The 18,045-nt window shown below is 39.3% G+C and carries 17 protein-coding genes; 8 read left to right on the plus strand and 9 right to left on the minus strand.

All coding sequences use genetic code 11. The features are described from left to right. Nucleotides 1-415: 415 nt before the first annotated feature. Nucleotides 416-2,275 (minus strand): ABC transporter ATP-binding protein, encoded by a 1,860-nt coding sequence (locus tag R2R71_RS02630; RefSeq protein ID WP_316829690.1) that lies wholly within the window; start codon nucleotides 2,273-2,275, stop codon nucleotides 416-418. Between the two features lie 252 nt (nucleotides 2,276-2,527). Here R2R71_RS02630 and R2R71_RS02635 point away from each other — a divergent pair, with 252 nt between their 5' ends. Beyond that, nucleotides 2,528-2,746, plus strand: coding sequence for a DUF6965 family protein (locus R2R71_RS02635; RefSeq protein WP_316829691.1), 219 nt, complete (start codon nucleotides 2,528-2,530; stop codon nucleotides 2,744-2,746). 15 nt (nucleotides 2,747-2,761) lie between these two features. On the opposite strand, the gene R2R71_RS02640 is transcribed toward R2R71_RS02635, so the two are convergent. From R2R71_RS02640 to R2R71_RS02650, 3 genes are all read right to left on the minus strand, one after another. Next, nucleotides 2,762-3,178, minus strand: coding sequence for a DUF5655 domain-containing protein (locus tag R2R71_RS02640; protein WP_316829692.1), 417 nt, complete (start codon nucleotides 3,176-3,178; stop codon nucleotides 2,762-2,764). A gap of 132 nt (nucleotides 3,179-3,310) precedes the next feature. Then, the gene (locus tag R2R71_RS02645) at nucleotides 3,311-3,754 is read right to left on the minus strand and encodes a hypothetical protein (RefSeq protein ID WP_316829693.1); all 444 of its coding nucleotides are present in this window, start codon (nucleotides 3,752-3,754) and stop codon (nucleotides 3,311-3,313) included. A 151-nt stretch (nucleotides 3,755-3,905) separates the two neighbouring features. Next, nucleotides 3,906-5,018: a sensor histidine kinase gene (locus R2R71_RS02650; RefSeq protein WP_316829694.1), complete on the minus strand. Its 1,113-nt coding sequence runs from the start codon at nucleotides 5,016-5,018 to the stop codon at nucleotides 3,906-3,908. A 94-nt stretch (nucleotides 5,019-5,112) separates the two neighbouring features. Here R2R71_RS02650 and R2R71_RS02655 point away from each other — a divergent pair, with 94 nt between their 5' ends. Then, nucleotides 5,113-5,259, plus strand: coding sequence for a hypothetical protein (locus R2R71_RS02655; RefSeq protein ID WP_316829695.1), 147 nt, complete (start codon nucleotides 5,113-5,115; stop codon nucleotides 5,257-5,259). A 21-nt stretch (nucleotides 5,260-5,280) separates the two neighbouring features. Here R2R71_RS02655 and R2R71_RS02660 read toward each other — a convergent pair whose 3' ends face one another. The 4 genes from R2R71_RS02660 to R2R71_RS02675 all read right to left on the minus strand — a co-directional run bounded on the left by R2R71_RS02660 (nucleotide 5,281) and on the right by R2R71_RS02675 (nucleotide 8,680). Then, nucleotides 5,281-6,027 (minus strand): LytTR family DNA-binding domain-containing protein, encoded by a 747-nt coding sequence (locus R2R71_RS02660; protein ID WP_316829696.1) that lies wholly within the window; start codon nucleotides 6,025-6,027, stop codon nucleotides 5,281-5,283. 217 nt (nucleotides 6,028-6,244) lie between these two features. After that, a complete protein-coding gene (locus R2R71_RS02665) occupies nucleotides 6,245-7,051 on the minus strand; it encodes an MBL fold metallo-hydrolase (protein ID WP_316829697.1) in 807 nt (268 codons plus the stop codon). A gap of 4 nt (nucleotides 7,052-7,055) precedes the next feature. Then, the gene (locus R2R71_RS02670; protein WP_316829698.1) at nucleotides 7,056-7,925 is read right to left on the minus strand and encodes an alpha/beta hydrolase; all 870 of its coding nucleotides are present in this window, start codon (nucleotides 7,923-7,925) and stop codon (nucleotides 7,056-7,058) included. A 17-nt stretch (nucleotides 7,926-7,942) separates the two neighbouring features. After that, nucleotides 7,943-8,680 carry a hypothetical protein gene (locus tag R2R71_RS02675; protein ID WP_316829699.1) on the minus strand — a complete coding sequence of 246 codons (738 nt, stop codon included), beginning with the start codon at nucleotides 8,678-8,680 and terminating at the stop codon, nucleotides 7,943-7,945. A 538-nt stretch (nucleotides 8,681-9,218) separates the two neighbouring features. On the opposite strand from R2R71_RS02675, the gene R2R71_RS02680 reads away from it, so the two are divergent. The 5 genes from R2R71_RS02680 (at nucleotide 9,219) to R2R71_RS02700 (ending at nucleotide 13,050) form a co-directional block, all read left to right on the plus strand. After that, nucleotides 9,219-9,737, plus strand: a complete 519-nt coding sequence (locus R2R71_RS02680; protein WP_316829700.1) for a hypothetical protein — start codon at nucleotides 9,219-9,221, stop codon at nucleotides 9,735-9,737. Between the two features lie 17 nt (nucleotides 9,738-9,754). Beyond that, nucleotides 9,755-10,405, plus strand: coding sequence for a TMEM175 family protein (locus R2R71_RS02685; protein ID WP_316829701.1), 651 nt, complete (start codon nucleotides 9,755-9,757; stop codon nucleotides 10,403-10,405). A 307-nt stretch (nucleotides 10,406-10,712) separates the two neighbouring features. After that, on the plus strand, nucleotides 10,713-11,405 hold the full coding sequence (locus R2R71_RS02690; protein WP_316829702.1) for an alpha/beta hydrolase: 693 nt from the start codon (nucleotides 10,713-10,715) through the stop codon (nucleotides 11,403-11,405). 132 nt (nucleotides 11,406-11,537) lie between these two features. Further along, complete coding sequence (locus R2R71_RS02695; protein WP_316829703.1) at nucleotides 11,538-12,122, plus strand: hypothetical protein; 585 nt, start codon at nucleotides 11,538-11,540, stop codon at nucleotides 12,120-12,122. A 121-nt stretch (nucleotides 12,123-12,243) separates the two neighbouring features. Next, nucleotides 12,244-13,050: a hypothetical protein gene (locus tag R2R71_RS02700; protein ID WP_316829704.1), complete on the plus strand. Its 807-nt coding sequence runs from the start codon at nucleotides 12,244-12,246 to the stop codon at nucleotides 13,048-13,050. 71 nt (nucleotides 13,051-13,121) lie between these two features. On the opposite strand, the gene R2R71_RS02705 is transcribed toward R2R71_RS02700, so the two are convergent. Further along, nucleotides 13,122-15,764: a sigma 54-interacting transcriptional regulator gene (locus R2R71_RS02705; protein WP_316829705.1), complete on the minus strand. Its 2,643-nt coding sequence runs from the start codon at nucleotides 15,762-15,764 to the stop codon at nucleotides 13,122-13,124. A gap of 343 nt (nucleotides 15,765-16,107) precedes the next feature. Here R2R71_RS02705 and R2R71_RS02710 point away from each other — a divergent pair, with 343 nt between their 5' ends. Next, nucleotides 16,108-18,045 carry a sigma 54-interacting response regulator gene (locus R2R71_RS02710; protein ID WP_316829706.1) on the plus strand — a complete coding sequence of 646 codons (1,938 nt, stop codon included), beginning with the start codon at nucleotides 16,108-16,110 and terminating at the stop codon, nucleotides 18,043-18,045.

Below are 18,045 nucleotides of genomic sequence, written 5' to 3' on the forward strand. Positions count from 1 at the left end.
AGTCCAGCCTCGCAATAACGGCTGAGTAATCCTTCGACTACACTCAGGAGGACAGCCCCATAACTCGTCATTGCGAGGCACGAAGCAATCTCTTCCAAAAAACTTATTTCCTAAAACTCATCATCCCGATTGGAGGACAACGGAACAGCAATATCTTTGAAACTGAAACAATATCAGATGTGACTAACGGAATAGATTTCTCCAATACGGTCGAAATGACGGTTAGGTTTGTCGTCATGCTGAATTTAGTTCAGCATCTAATGATTAAGACCCTGAAACAAGTTCAGGGTGACGGATAGCGCCCGCCTCATAGCTTCCACACCACAACTCGTCATCCCGATTGAAGCGCAGCGGAACAGCGGGAACTTTTAAACTGAAACAATAACAAATGTAACTAACGGAAAAGATTCCTCCGTTACAGTCGAAATGACGGTTCGACATCATTAAAGCTTCCCATATTAAACTGTAAACTGCTCAGGTAACGGTAAAGACCATGTTCGTTGGTGATCAGGGATTCGTGTGTACCCGATTCGATGATGTGTCCTTTCTCCATCACCAGAATTTTATCCGCTTTCTGGATGGTCGACAGGCGGTGGGCAATGATAATGGAAGTGCGGCCTTTCATGAGTTCTTCAAGGGCTTGTTGCACCTGTCTTTCTGATTCAGCATCAAGGGATGAAGTAGCTTCATCGAGAATTAATATGGATGGGTTTTTCAATAGTGCCCGGGCAATGGCAATGCGCTGACGCTGGCCACCAGATAATTTCACGCCGCGTTCGCCAACCATGGTTTGGTAACCTTCGGGAAAGGCCGTGATGAACCCGTGGGCATTGGCCCTGATAGCTGCTTCCCTGATGGCATCACTCCCGGCTGATAAATCGCCATAGGCGATATTTTCTTCAATTGTACCACCAAAGAGCAATACATCCTGCGGCACAATGGCAATCTGGCGGCGGATATCATTAAGGGAATATTCACTGACTGCTTTGCCATCGAAAAGAATTTCGCCATGCTGCGCCTGGTAAAACCTTAAAATAAGTCCTGCCGTAGTCGATTTACCTGAACCACTAGGCCCAACCAATGCAATTTTCTCTCCGGCATTTGCCTCAAAACTTAAGTGATGTAAAACAGTTGATTCCGGTCGGGACGGATAAGCAAAACTGACTTCTTTGAACGAAAGATTACCCTTGATTAGCTGATTAACGTGTTTATCTTCCTGTGTAATGGAAATGGCTTCACCTTTTTCGCCTAACAGTTCCAGCACCCGCTCACTTGCACCGATGGCCTTTTGCAGGTTGGCAAACAGCTCAGGAAAGCTGCCAAGCGAACTACCAAGAAACATGGCATAAAGTGAAAATTTTAACAGGTCGCCGAAAGTAATTTCATTATGGCTAACCAATATGCAGCCATAACCAACAACAGCAAGTATACCACCAAAAACGCATAACACTATAAAGGAAACAAACATACCCCTGTATTTTGCGCCCTTTATAGCAATATCTGCCACTTCACCGATGGCTTTTTTATAGCGTGAGGCTTCAAAGAATTCGTTAACGAAGGCTTTCACATTGGCAATACCCAACAGGGTTTCTTCAACAATACTGTTCGATTCGGCCATTTTATCCTGTGCCTGGCGGGAGATTTTTTTTATGAAACGGCCGAATAACACGGCCAGTACAATCATTAAAGGAAGGATCAATAACAGCGCAAATACCAGCTTTCTGGAAATAACCGCCATAAAAACGATTCCACCAATGAGCAGCACAAACTGCCTTAACATTTCGGCAATAGTAGTGGTAAGGGTATCCTGTACCTGAGAAAGATCGGCAGAAATGCGGCTGTTAAGCTCCCCTACTTTCCTGCTGGCAAAAAAGTTCATCGGCAAGGTAATGAGTTTGAAATATGTATCTCTACGGATATCGGAAAGCGATCGCTCTGCAACGCTTACAAACCATAATATCCTGAAATAAGATACTACAGCCTGTATGGCCAGCACGAGAAAAGCTAAGGATAAAATTCCGGGAATTGTATCAGGCAGAAAAGCATTACTCCTTTTGCCCTGAGCGGTATCGACGAGGGCACCGATAAATGATGGAAAAGCTAAACCCACCAGGCTTGATAAAAACAGGAAGAATAAGGCTGCAATAAATTTACGCCGGTAAGGCTTAAGGTAGCTAAGTAAGCGGGCTATATGGCCAAGGCTTTCTCTCGTTATTTTTGCTTTTGTTAATTCAATTCCCTGCTGGTTGCCGCTATTCAGTTGTTTTCTTGCCATATTTTTTTAGGGTAAACAGCTAAGATGATACATTACGCTCTCAGGTTACCATTGCCATTAAACTCATTTAACCGAGTTAAATGTTTTGGTATTATTGATAACGGATGAGTTTTAAAAATACTTTAAAAATTTTTCAGCATTATTTCAGCAATAAAGATTTTTAAGAGCCGCTATTCAGTATATTTAACAATGGCATACGGCATACTTTTCAACACCAATAATATTAAATGCAAATTTAGCTAAGTTTGCCCCATGACGATAGCAGAATTGAATGAACTGGAAACATTTTTTGCAAATGCAGAAAAACAGGCAACCCCTATTTATTTAAATGAAGCAACCATAATTACTGATTACGATCATTTCCTGGAAAGTCATCTCGCTCCCTTACGACATGATCTTGAAAGCAAGGTTAACCAACCCTTAATCTGGCGGCTGAAAGCCTTAAAGCTTATTGTAGAAGCCAATGGTTAACCCGTTTAAACTGTTTTAAGTTAATTTCCGGCGCATTAGCTCATATGACTCACGGAGGTAAACGAATAAACCAGGACGAATATCCTCAACAGCAGCTATGCGAATGTGGTTTTCAAATTTCTTTCCTGAGACGACACTTTTAATCACCGGCTTTTCAGCATGTTGCTTTGCAGAATAAAACTTAATATCCAGGCATTTCTGCATGGGCCTGATGATGAGGAAACCTACCCTACGGGTGAAAACTATACAATTAGGTGTAAGTCCAACCAATACCTCTTCCCAATCTGCTACCTCTGCCAGGATCTTATCAAAAGCCAGAACAAGTTCTGGTGAACGGCCTTCAAATAAACTATCAAGGCTTACCCGGGCACAATAATGCCGGTAATCTTTCCATGGTAATTCACGATCGCAGTTGGGACAGGTCCAGCTCATCTTATCATTTTTATATGGTGCTACCAAAAATGTGCCAAGGCAGTATAGGTATTCTTTACCGGCTGTTTGATAAATGAAAAAGGAAAAAGCGCAGGATAAAATTATTTTACCCTGCGGATTGAGCGCAGATCCTTAGATCTGTATTTCTTCCATACTCGAACCGAGCAATGCCAGTGTTTTACTGATATGCGCCAGTTCATGAGCAATGTGCTCTTGTTCGGCGGGTGATTGGTATATGGCCAGGATATTACTGACTTCAGCTTGCTGATCGGTAATTAGTGTGATGATTTTATTGATCTGGTCGCCGTTGGAGAGCGGTTTTAACGGCCCGCTTACGTTACAATTTGCAGCCCAGGCACCTGTTCCTCCTGCTGACCATAGTTCCCTGGAGCAAAACAAGTACAAAAAATTATCGAAAGCATTAAGAAGGGACACATGGCGGATAAAATAAGCATGATGGGCCAGGTGTCTTTTTTCGATCTCATTTCTCCAGAAGCGATCGAAAGCATCTGCCAGAAACCTGGCCTTTAAGGCCAGGCTGAGTAAATTTTCGGCCGGGTTTTCACGTGCATCCATTTCTATCCTTAAGCATCTAGAGATATGCTAAGTTGCTCAAAAGGATAAAAAAATGTTTCACCGTTATATAAAAACCATACTTTTCTATATACCTCCTGCAATTTTGGGGAAAAAGATAGCCAATCCGCTATTCCTAAAAGCGTTATCAGCGCTATTGTGCTATTAAAACTTTAGGTTTCAGGTTGAGTGCTGCGAGCAGTACCGTTATCCTGGCGCAAAATACACCTTCAACCTTTGTAAAAGAACAGGTAGCAGCTTCACCGTAAGCAAAGTTTAACCTTTCTTCTATATTTTTCAACCCTGCCCTTGATGAATTTTGTTTATGGCTGCTGCCGATGGCATTAAGGGTTTCGATAAGCAGCCTGTCTCCTTCAATCGTAACAACAATCTGTATACCAGTTTCGGCCTCAGTGGTATCACCATGTTTAAAGATATTCTCAACAAGTGTCATCAATACAAGGGGTACAAAACGTAGTTTCGCAGCATCGCTGTCAAAATTCAAAATCAGGTTGAGGGTTTCTGATTTCCTGAGTTCATATAAATGAATAAGCTTTTCAACCTGCTCCATTTCTTCACCAAGGATAATAAATTCTTCCTGCTCACTTGAATCTACGGCATAGCGCATCATTTCTGAAAGGGTAAGTACGGCATCTGCAGCCTCAGGAGCATGTACACTAATGTTGTGGTAAACAAAGTTGAGGGTATTAAAAAGAAAATGTGGATTGATCTGTGCTTTAAGGAAGTCGTTATGGGCTTTAGCCAGGGCACGCCGGGTACGCTCTTCTTCAATCATCATTTCGAATTTTTGCTTTTCAAGCGCAATGCTGATATTTTTTTGTTTGATGAAACGATTAACGAAATAGTAAGCCATTACCATACACAGGATATACACAAAACGGAAAGATATTCGGCTGATGTAGCTGCGATCGAGAAAGATTTCCATTTTTTTTCCAATCAAATCGTAATAAAGCAGCAGGGAATCAACGCCAAAGTTAGCTAATGTGAAAAGGATAAATAAAACGGCGAGTACCAGTGGAAGTTTCCAGAACGAAGAAAGAAAGCTTGAAAATGTCCATGGCAGGATAACATTTCCTACCATATAAAACCAAAGAATTACAATAAGATAATGCAGGAAGTAATTGGCAAAAGTACTGAAAGTGCCCTGCAAAGAATATACGAGCCATAATTCATAGCCAATAAAGACCATCCATGCAATAACATGATACCAATAATGCTTAAAAACATGGGAAATACTTTTATTCATGAGCTAAAAATCTTTCAAATAGAAAACATAACGTACTGTATAACAAGTTTTTACAAAATAATCTACGAGGCTAATTTTCATAAAAAATCAAATTATGAAAAAGCCAGCATCAGTAGCAAACAAGAAAACAGTATTCATTTACAAATCGTTAAAAAATCAAATTAAATGGCATTCAACTGATCCGATCACTACATCGGCAACCATGACGGTAAGCAGTACCATTTGCATGGCAAGGCATTAAAGTTCAGGGCCAGGTGTATAATTATTTACGTCTGGCCTTGATCAATTTCGAATCAACAAAATCATTGAAATACTTTTTGTAGTAATCGCCAACGGTAATCCTCGTTCCGTTTTGCATTTTAATGGCATTACCTTCGATATATTCTATGTATTCGGGGGCAATAATAAAACTTCTCTGGAACTGCATAAACCATTCGAACTGTGCCAGTTTTTTAGACATTTCGAGCAAGGACATGTAGGTGGTTACGCTTCTGTCGAGCGTGTGGATCTGAATGTAATTTAATTTACTTTCTACCGCCACGATATCCTTATAACGGATTTTTATCAGCCTGAGGTTATCTTCTTTACTTTTAATGAACATATAATCATCACTATCCTGACTACTGGCCAGTGCCTGATTTTGTGGAAATAGTTTATTGATTGTTTTGAGGAAACTCGCAAGTGAATAAGGTTTAAGCAGGAAATCATCGGCTTCAACCTTGAAAGCTTCGTAAGCATATTTACTATGTGCTGTTGTGAAAACCAGTTTGCGTACTTTTGGCTTGAGCGATTCACCAAGCTCGATACCTGTTATTCCCGGCATATCAACATCTAAAAGCACAAGATCAATAGCTTCACCTGAAGAAATCTCCATCATTGCTTTTATAGGATCTGTGTATGTATTTACGATTTCTATTGCCGGTACCGCCTCAATATACCTCCGTAAACCTTCTATAGCATGTGGCTCATCATCTACAATTATGCAGCTAATCTTCTTTTCCTTTTTCATCAAGGTTAAAGATAGCGGCTTTCTTTTTCACTCTATATCTTTTTTAATGTATTTCCTTAAAAAGCTGCTATTCAAATAGAAAAAAACAGATTTCATCCTGAATTGTGGGGATTATCGGGGAGGCTTAAATGAAAGATTTGTTTTTAAACTATATGGATATCCGGCTATTATCTTTTACATAGTGATAAAAACTTAGTAAAAAACGCTGAAGCTTTGATTAACTTTCATTTTTCTTGGGAAATAAATAGCGCTGGCTCAGGTTTAACAATGCATCATTGTAGTAATCCGGTCTGGCTTCTTTAATAGCGGTGATAAATTCAGTAAAAGTTGTACTTTGCTGGTATATCCGCCTGGCAGCAGCAAGATATCCCAACATTAAATCGTACAATTCTGTTCCACCGGGTTTGCCATGTCCGGGAAAAATATGCACATATTTTTTTTGTGATTTAAAATGCTCCAGATCCTGCATCCAGCTATCAAAGGCCATATCACCAAGATAAGGATGAATACGGTTGTATATCATATCCTGTGTAATGAGGATACCATGATTGGGTAAGGCAATGATCAGTGCATCTACCGTTTCTGCATTTTTGAGGTGAATAAATTCCAACTCAATATCATCGAAAATTTCTGTTCCTGCCTGGATTATTTGCGCTACCCGCGGTGCCTTGGCAGGTACCAGATCTCCTAAACGGGCGTGCATGGATCCTGCAAAAAGATCAGCTGTTGCCTCAATCATTTCAGCTGTTTCGGTTAAAGCAGAAATGCTTGTATTGAAGGCTGTGGCACCAAAAAAATGGTCGGGATGATGATGCGTTACATATAACCTGCTTATGGGTTTTCCTAAAGATGCTGCATAATCAGCAACTTCTTCAGCGTAGGGAATGAGTAGCTGCGCATCAACAACCAGCAACTGTGAAGGTAGCTCAATAATATGCGAATTAACAGACCAGCCGTTTTCAGGAGAAGTGTAGGTATGGATAATCAGATTATCTATGATTGAGGCGTTTATTTTTCCTTCCATAATATCAAAATTTATTAAGGTTTAAAAACTGGATGATATAAGCTGCTGCAATAGCCGGATACTGATGCTGAGGCGCATGTCCTGCCTGAGGGAGAACCACTAGTTGCAAATGACTAAGTTGTTGATTGAGTGCATACCAGTTTTCTACAGCAAAACAAACATCGTGATCACCCATCAGCAAAAAGATTGGTTTTTCGTGCTTAATAATTTTATCTCTGATGTTAAGCACATCTGCCCTGAAACCATTTCCACCTTCAAAATATTTTTGAAAGATTGGTTCAGCTACTGGTATATCAAGGTCAGATTTACGGCTTTCTATTCTTTTCCGTGATTCTGCTCCGAGCCTACGGCTCAGTTCAGAACGCGGTTCAAAAAAGGCGATATAATCGTCGTTGAGATCGTTAAATGGTTTAACCGCCACTTCATAAAATACTTTTTCAACCGGGTGAGGATTATCTCCAGGTGGTGGGGTTCCAATCAAAACTAATTTTGCTGCGTATTCCGGATACAAAGCAAAAAAAGTTTGTGCAACCATTCCACCGTAGGACCAGCCTCCAACCGAATATGGTTTGAGCTGAAGGCCATCCAGTAAATCTTTTAAATCCCTTGCTGCATCCTGAACATTAGCGACGGTAACATCGCCAGTTGAGCGACCAATACCACTGTAATCGAAAATTACAACCTGTAATTCTTTTGCAAGCGCATCTATAAAAGCCGGATCCCATGTATCAAGCATACCTTTGAAGCGGTTACACAAAACCAGAACAGGTCCAGAACCAATTACCCGATAAGCAATCCTTCTCCGGTTTACTTCTATTGTTCTGGTTATTGCGGTATTGAAATCAGCCGCTGCATCATCAAGTATTTTTTTCATTTTTCAAAATTTTAGGTTCATAAATGGTATTCAATGTTACTCAGATCGGCCCATATGGCCAGATTCAGCATACCTGGACTATTGTCTTCATTGCGGTGGTACATCCTCCTGATGGTTGGCATTTTCAAACCTTGTACTTCCCGGTAATCATATACATATTGTGCTACTTTGAAGGTATTTTTCTCTTCAACTGCAACATCAACCACGTAATCCTGGCGACGTAAAAGAAAATTATTATCGAAATAAAATTGCTGTATTCTGCTGTGGCTCATAAGGTTTTCAGGGAAAGTTACTTCCAAAACCCTCCAGGTTTCATTACGCTCGGTATAAGGATCGATTTCCTTTATAGAAAACCCTGGCAAAGTCATAAAAAAAGGCATGTTAAGGTACTGCCAAAGTGCATAGCCATTGAAGGTGGCGAGGCCCAATATACCCCAGAGCCCTGTTTTCATATCCTTATGTAAAGTCTGGGCTGTGCCTTTACGTTCAGCGATCAACTCACCATTTACATTTTCAATCGCTACGCGTGTGGGTGTAAAATCAGAAAAAACTTCTTCGGACGGGCCAAAGGGTTTTAGTCCTGCACGCTGCTGGTGTAACCAGGCTGTAACTGTCCGCTCGCTTCTGTTCTGTGGCATTTCCTGTAAGGTTAGCAGTGTTCCACCACCAATCATGGTTACCGAAACTTTCTGAAATTTTTCCCATTGCGCAATTCCACCATGCGCAGCAATAATTTTTTCTAGTAATTCCATCATGTTTATTTTGTGAATAAATCTGTTAAAAATTGTTGTTAGCAATTATGGTTACCAACCTCAAACCTGTTATTACAAGCAGGAAACCAAAATATTTAAACACTGATTATCAGTTAATTATACATTTAACCTCTTATAAGAAATGCTTCATTTCGAAAAAGATACCTCTTGCTTACTAAATATCGAATCGAACTAATGGGTGATAGAAGAAGAACTTCCCCACTGAAGAAAATCGTCCTGCGATAAACGACAGCAGTGAACTGAAAGATTAAGTGCATCGTGATAGAAACATCAGATTTATTAAAACCAAAGCAAACCTGAACCGCTTAACACAGCCATCAACCTGTATTTAAACGGTTTAAAGTAATATGCCCAGTTAAAATTACCGGATATCGGAAAGCATGTTTCGTAAAAACAAGTTTAAAACCTAATTACCAACGCTTTACATAAAGGCGTATGAATTGAATAAAGAATTGCAGCGGACTGAAATGTTTCAGCCATGCTTAGCTAAATATTTCAAAATACCTTATCTAAAAAAATTATGAAAAGAAACATCAGCATCTATTGTGTGGCAGGCTGCCTGTTATTTGGCGCCTATCTTATTTTTTCCGGCTTCATTAAGGCCAAATCTACAAGTCAGGAAATGGAAGTAAAAGCAAGATTCAAAGGCCTTATAGACGCAGAAAACAAACATGATCTCAATGCCGTCAAAACCTTTATCTGGGACTCTGAAAATGCCTTATTTATTTCAAAGACAAAATCGATGGAAGATGGTGGCTGGGGAGCATATTGGGGGACGGCAAATATTATGACCCACTTCGGGGATTTGTACAAAGGTATCTTTCGGATAGATCCCGTATATAGCCGTCAGAGGGTTGTATTTTTGAATCCTACGGTAGCACAGGTTTATGTACCTGCAAAATTTACGGTGAGTTATGGTGGTAACGTACCCAAACCAGTTCCCTTTTTAATGGTCACCTTGTGGGTTAAGAGTGGAAAAGACTGGAAGATGAGTACTGACATTCCATTACCTGTTCCTCAATCTCCAATAAGCAAATAATACATTCTGGAGTAGATATGAAAAGATACGATCAATTGGCCGGGCAGAATATTTCCCGCTTGGAATTCCTGAGCGATGGGGTATTTGCGATTTCGATTACACTATTGATATTAGATATTAAAGTGCCTTTAAGTAGTTTAATCCACAATGAGGCAGATTTAATTTCATCCTTTTTAACACTTTCTCCCAGACTACTCGCTTATTTCCTGAGTTTTCTCACATTGGGAATTTTCTGGACTGGCCAGTCTTCAGAATTTCAGTATATCAATAAGAGTGACCGAAACCTAATCTGGATTAACCTCTTTCTCTTGTTGTGTGTATCTATTATTCCTTTTACAACTGCATTTTTAAGTGAGTACATGAATTTCAGGTTCGCCGTGATTGTATACTGGTTTAATATTTTTCTTATTGGCTTAATGCTTTACCTCAACTGGACTTATGCCGACAGGAAGGGCTTGCTCAAAATTAACCGACCTGACAAAGCACGGATTGACCGAGCAATAAAAAACAGGATTATTTTCGGGCAGGCTTTTTATTTCATCGGCTCCGCAATGTGTTTTATCAATACGTATCTAAGTATTGGGATTATATTTCTGGTTCAGCTCAATTATGCTTTAGGCCTCTTTACCAGACGAACAAATGCGCCTGAACAAAAGGCTATCCATTAACGACAGTTTACAGCTCTGTTTTCTGGCAGGTTTTACAAAATCCTTATGATTACGAATTATCAGAAACAGAGATGAATTATTACGAAATATGGTAAAGCAATTTGAACAATAAAACAAACAAATAACTCATTATCAATTATTTAAATAAAGGCATTTCAATTGCAATATACTGAGCAATCTTACTTAAACAATGAAATACATCACTAAAAAATTGACAGCTATGCTAGGCATTGCTGCAATAACAATTTGCTTTAGTGCAGCTTACAGCTACGCTGGCTATTTAAAAAAAAACTATAAAAACAAAATTATGACTACCCAAAACGAAAAACCCACAATTGTATTTGTCCATGGCCTGTGGGCTGATGGTTCCTGCTGGAATAAGGTAATTGCCGAACTCCAGGCAAAAGGTTATGAAACAGTTTCGGCCCAAAACCCAACAACATCCTTATCAGATGATGTTACAGCTGTAAAAAGGGCAATGGATCGTGTAAAAGGCCCTATTATCCTTGTCGGGCACTCCTGGGGCGGAATGGTTATTACGCAGTTTGCTGATGACCCGAGGATAAAAGGACTGGTTTACATTGCTGCCCAGGCACCAGACAAAGATGAAACAACAAATACACTACTCAAAAGTGTGCCTGCCAATCACCTTAACGATTACCTGGTAACTATTAATGGTTTCATAACCTTATCAAAAGAAGGTATGGAAAAAGGTTTTGCACAAGATTTATCCAAGGAAGATCAGATGATATTGTTTGCTACACAGGCACCTGCCGGAGCTGTTGCTTTCGACGATAAAAGTGCCTCACCTGCCTGGAAAGTGAAACCTACCTGGTACATACTGACCAAAAGAGATGAAACGGTTCCACCGCAGCTTCAAAAAAACATGGCTACCCGGGCAAAGGCAAAAATTACTGAGCTGGATGCCAATCATGTAGTAATGTTATCAAAGCCAAAGGAAGTAACCAAAGTAATTCTGGAAGCCGCAGGAAGTATATAAAATTTAGAAATAAATCCCTGCCAGTAGCAGGGATTTACAACCAGATTTAAGCCATCAGCGTGATCAGTGTAAGTCTGTCGATACAAGACTTAATCCAGGCGAAATAATAATATGGTTAAAAAGAACTGAAACATGAAAATTGAAGAAATAAGAGCAGCCTTAATCCATACTAAATGGGCAAGTATCTGTACTGAAATCAGGCCAAGCATCCTTAAAGATGAAAAGGGTAATGTTAAACCCATATTTTGTACAAGGGAATTTGATTATATGCCTGAAGATATATTTGAGCTCCGGTTTACCAGTTATGGTGATTCGAATGGCAAACTTGCACTCTCTGAAATGCTCATTCGTGGGCATATTCACTTTGGTGAGGAATTAGCGCTTATCGCTGGTGCTTATGAAATAAATTATATTGCCGACATCTCCTTTGAACTCACGCTGTTACATGATGGTATGGTGGAAACTTTCAATCAGCTACCACAAGATCCTGTATTGGGAAAATGGACAAAAAATACAAGTCAGGCTGTACTCAAAAAAGCATTACCAGCTTTAGGCTTAAAAGCAGATGAATATTTCGAGGAGTATGACCTGATTTATTTGTATGATGATTTACTATTTAACGGCAGCCGACATGTGGATGGAAGACCATTTGATAAGCCAGAAAACAGGCCTACCAATTTGCAGATCCCATTGACCCGTAAAGCAGACCGAAAATAATCACCTAATTACCAAATACATACAATAGAACATCATGAATTAATGCTTGCTTAAGATCGAAATTACAATAAGAAATGTGGCCTCATGCAGGCAACGATATGTTTAATTTAAATTTATACCTATGCATCCATTCAGAAAAGCAGTAATTAACAATACCAGTGACGATGAATTTAAAATGCTTTTTTCAGAGCAGGTTGAATTCTGGGCTCCTATGCTTACCAAACCCTTGTATGGGCGGGATTTTGCTGTTACTTTACTTTCAAATGCAGGCAAAGTGCTTGGCAAACCTCAATATACCCGTGAGATAAAAGATATTTCGCAAACTTTATTATTCTGGCAGGGTCAGGCAGACGGTCATCTGCTACAAGCGGTAACTATACTTAAAGATGATGAAAACACTGGTCTAATTAGCCAGGTAAGGTTTCTGATGCGCCCATGGCCTATCGTTTCACTATTTGTAACCAAGATGCATGAGCGCTTGTTCGACCTTATTCCCGAAGAATACTGGCAGGTTCAGGCGGCAGGCAACCCTAATGAGGATCATAAGTTTTCTCCTGTTAAATTGGTGGACCTTCCCTTTACTGAAGACCTGACACTTCATAGTCCGATTTTTGGTAAAGCCCTTCAAGGCAGGGATTGGGTGATCAAAGGATTATCAACTGTGCATCAGATACAAAGTCCTTCTTCATATACTTCGATCATTGCTTCACCGGAATTAAAAATTGAAGTATTTGATTGTAAAATAGCAGCGCATGCTGCTGAAGGGATATGGGTTTCGAAAATTAATCCGGCAGGCAAGGTATACGATTTAACGGTTTACTTGCGCCCTTATCCAGTAGTTTCACTGCTGCGTGAAAGGGCAAAAGCTACAGCAGAACAAGATCCTGAGCAGCGTGAGTATTTTAAAACCTACTGGGATATTTCTTAAACTTAAAGATCGTGGTTAATTGTTTTTATCATTATGGCATAAAAAGACGGTTTAATCAAAATGAAAAAGGGCTAAATTGACAGCCCTTTTTTTATTTTCAGTCTTATTATTTTCGAATTTAGGGTTGTAGATGGAATTCTAAGTATTTCTGCTGCTCCGCCAGGGCCGGCGACTTTACCATTACATCTTTTAAGTACTTCAATAATATGTTCACGCTCCACTTCGTCAATCGTTTTCACATAATTGGAGCTACGGCCATCCTCATTCTTTATATCGTTAAGGTAAAGATCCTCAATCACTGTTTTTTTATTAATTAAGACACTACGTTCGATAAGGTGCTCAAGTTCGCGTACATTTCCAGGCCAGTTATAGTTTTCCATCTGCGCAACCGCACTGGCAGAAAAGCTCATTACATGTTTCGCATTTTTTGCTGCGAACCTGAGGAGGAAATGGTTAGCAAGTTTACTTATATCATCCCTTCGGGCTCGCAAAGGAGGGATTTCGATGGGAAATACATTTAGCCTGAAATATAAATCACTTCTGAAATTTCCCTGACTTACCTCTTTTAACAAATCGCGGTTAGTAGCTGCAATGATTCGGACATTGGTTTTGATTACCGACCGGCCACCTATTCTTTCAATTTCTTTCTCCTGTATTGCACGCAAGAGTTTGACTTGTAAATCCAAAGGCATTTCACCGATTTCATCGAGGAATAATGTACTGTTATCGGCCAGTTCAAACTTACCTATGCGCCGGTCAATTGCACCCGTAAAACTGCCACGTTCATGTCCGAAGAGCTCACTTTCAATTAAATTTGCAGGAAGGGTTGCACAATTTATTTTAACCATTAATTTGCCCTTTCTAGGCGAATTATTGTGTACTGCCCTGGCAATAAGTTCTTTTCCTGTTCCGGTTTCTCCTAGTATCAATACTGAACTGTCGGATGAGGCTACCTGAGAAACTAATTCAAAAACACGATGCATGGAGGCACTTTCTCCAACAATTTCATTGTAATTATGGGTTGTACCAATTTCTTCCTGAAGGTATTTATTTTCTATTTCCAGTCGCTGTTTAAAATCGGATATTTCATTAAATTGTTTTTCAACTTTCTGGGCAGCAACATAATGGGCAAGTGCAATGGCAATCTGCGAGGCAACGCCTTTCATAAGCCTGTTATTTACCTTTCCAGCATGTGCCCATAAAATCCCGATATCTTGTTCCCCTACCCTAAGCGGAACACCTAATATACTATCTACACCAATAGATTTCCAGAATGATGCAGTAGGAAAATTAATTTTTTTCTCTTTAATCACCTGATCGACTTCAAAAATTACAGGATCAGCTGATTCAAAAACAACTTCAGCCATACCATTTTTTATGGGAAACTTATTATCCCGAATTTTATCAAAGTCGCGGCTAAGTTCGTACCGGGAACCCGCATCAATTAAAAAATAACTATGTGTTGTGTTATCATCATTCTTGAGTGATAAAATATATAATTCTATTTTAAACAGGTTGCTTAATCCCTGTCTGATTACTGCCGACAGGTGATTGCGGTCTCTAACTGCAGCAATATTATTACTAAAGGAAAGCAAGGCCGTCTTTTCTTTCTCTCTTTGCAAAATTTCATCGTTGATAGCAATGCTGGAGATTGCTGCTGATAAGAATGAAGAAACGTTTTTTATAAAATCAAGGTGTTGTTTACTTAACAGGTTTTTCTCATTGAGGCAAAAAACAATTAGTGCCTGTGGTTCAAAACTGTCGGCACTTAACGCATAAACCACCTCACGGGTTCCAAAAGAATGCTTCAACCGAAGAAAAGCCGGAAGGTCATCACGTCCAATCAGTTCGTCCAGGTCAAAAACCAAAGGACCATCGGAGGCGTATAATAAATTTACCAATCCCGAATCTACTTTTGATTTATCAAGTAATGCTTCAGCAAAGTGCAGATCATTTCGCAGGTCGGCCTGAACTTCAAATATATAAGGGGTATACCATGATTTATCTTCACTGATTTTACAGATGATAACCTGATCAATTGGGATTATCTTTTTTAGGTGTTCATTTATTGTACGTGCAGACCCGGCTTTATTCCTGATCACACCAATCGAATTACCCAGCTCCAGCATAATATCCCTTTCCCTCAGTCGTGCCCGAGCCTCATCCCGGGCAATAATATTGATTAAGGCAAGCCCGGTTGTTATCGCTATGGAATTCAGAGCAGTAATGTCATTTGCAGAAAGAAGCAATTCTTCATTACTAGATAAAACAAGTAATCCAATATGTTTTGTATTATTGGTTAAATTCAGGCATACCACTGTTTTTGCATCACCCCATATTTCCGGAGCTAACCATCCGGGCCTAGATTTTATTTTATCCATTTGTGCAGTACTCAATATCAAAGGCTTGTCTGCTATTGATAGTTCAGAAATTAGCTTATCCGTAAAGGGATATACCGCTTTCATTAAACTACTTGATGTAACCTGACTTTTCCTTCCGGATTCATTATCAAAAAGGCCTATATGATAAAATTCCTGATCATTATCAGCTAACAAGCAGATGATACCATTAATAGGAATATTTATATACTGCCTGAGCATTTTGAGCAGTTCTGATCGGTTAGCCGCAAACCCTATAGCCCGGTTGGCCCTAAGCAATTTATCGAAATCCATAGGATACGGGTGATTTTGTTTACCTCTGCTGTTTTTTTTCATTTCCATAATGATTAAATAGGGATTTATTTAATCCGCACAACCAGATCTGTTCCATGATTTAAATCTTGTTTGGTTAGTAATACAAGTTGTTATACGATTCAGTAATTTACCTTATTTCGTAATTTAATAAAATTAATTACGAAATAAGGTTTTTAAAATACCAATTAAAGTTAAGGTGGGTAATATTTCATTTTTAATCAATGAGATTAGCCCTAAAAGTTGAACATATTGGTTAGTTTGGCTAAATAAAAATGCTTTAAAGTAAAAGGCGCAATTTTTGCAATGACAGTTAGATTACTAATATAAAATAGTAATTATTTGGCGAATCTGTTAAACTTATAGCGTGAAACTCAGAATACTAATTGTTGAAGACCAGTTTATCCAGGCAACTCATTTAGGTGATATCCTTACTAAAGAAGGACATCAGGTAATTGGATTTGCGCAATCTGTTGATGAGGCTTTGCTGCTGGTGAGCAAAGAATCGCCTGACATGGTTTTTGTCGATATTTTTTTGGCAGATGCGCTAACAGGTATTGACCTTGCAAAGGTACTTAACCACAAAGACATCCCTTTTCTATTTGTTTCTGCTAATTCAAATGAATCTACCCTGGCGCTGGCAAGGGAAACACAGCCTTTTGGTTTTTTGGTAAAACCCTACCGGGAGAAAGATATTCTTGTTGCCATGGATATTGCTATTTACAGGCACCGGCAGAATATGGATCTCAAAACAAAACAAACGCTTTGGCTTAACCGCGAACTTAAACCTTTCATTGAAAACGCTTCAGGAACAGGTGTTAAAATTTCCGAATTTCTTAAAGCTTTTCATTCTTTCATTCCTTTTGATGGTGTTTTATTGGATTTAAATACAGCTGATACAGATATCAGTAGTATATTCCAGTTAAAGCGGACTTCATACAATGATTATATCGAAGTAAACAGCTGGGATTTTTTCGAAACTGAAAACCTTCCGCTAAAATCATTAAATGTGCTTAGACAAGGATTCGATGAATTTGATGATTTATTTTTTCTTTCAGGCTCACAGGTTAAATCTTTATGTCTTAAAAATAAAATACTGGCGCTGTTTGTAGAACATAATGAAATCGGAAGCATCATTGGTTTACCTGCAAGTTATGGAAAAGGCTTAAGGGCCAACCTTCTTTTCTTTAGTAAAGACTGTGATGCATATCATCCTACACAGGCAGCGGTATTACGTGCTTCAAGATCATTGATAGTGAGTATTCTGAATAATATACATACCACTAAACAGAAAAAAAACGGCACGAGCTTAGTTACAAACAGCACAACTCAACATAGAAACGTAAAAGAAAAACTAAAACATATCATTGGCAACAGTTCAAAATTACTGTTCGTGCTGGACCAGGTAAATCAGGTAGCTTCTTTTGATACCACTGTTATCATTGAAGGAGAAACTGGTGTTGGGAAAGAAGGAATCGCATTGGCTATCCATGAACTTTCATCAAGAAAAGCATTACCGATGATTAAAATAAATTGTGCTGCAATACCTCGAAATTTAATTGAAGCAGAATTATTTGGCTATGAAAAAGGGAGCTTTACAGATGCTACACAACGCAGGCTTGGAAAATTTGAACAGGCAAACGGAAGTACCATTTTTCTTGATGAAATTGGTGAAATCCCACTGGATATTCAAGGAAAACTACTGAGAATTATCCAGGAAAAGGAACTGGAGAGGTTAGGCAGTGCAAATACCGTAAAGCTTGATGTGCGAATTATTGCAGCAACTAACCGAAACCTATATAATGAAGTTACTACCGGAAATTTTCGACTTGATCTTTATTACAGGTTACATGTCTTCCCAATTTCTGTCCCGTCATTGCGTGAGCGCAAAGAGGATATTCCATTGCTGACAAAGCATTTTTTGAACTATTTCGCAAGTAAGGACAAGCTTGAAGAGAAGTCGATTACAGATGAAGCAATGCAAAAATTAATGGATTACCCATGGCCAGGCAATATCAGGGAGCTTCAGCATGTGATTGAGCGCCATGTATTGACAGCTGGCAGCAATCAGATTTCGAGCATTGAACTACCTGAAATAGAATCTCCGTCGGATTCAGATGCAAAAGCAGCCTCTTTCCTCACAATGGACGAATATGACCGTAAACACATCATGGAAGCCCTAAAAATCTGTAATGGTAAAATTTCAGGCAAGGGCGGTGCTGCCGAATTGTTGCAAATGCCCGCCAATACATTAACCGCGAAGATGAAAAAACTTGGGATCAGCTGGAAATTCATCTATGATTAA

Source organism: Pedobacter aquatilis, from assembly GCF_032678405.1.
Classification (GTDB): domain Bacteria; phylum Bacteroidota; class Bacteroidia; order Sphingobacteriales; family Sphingobacteriaceae; genus Pedobacter; species Pedobacter aquatilis_A.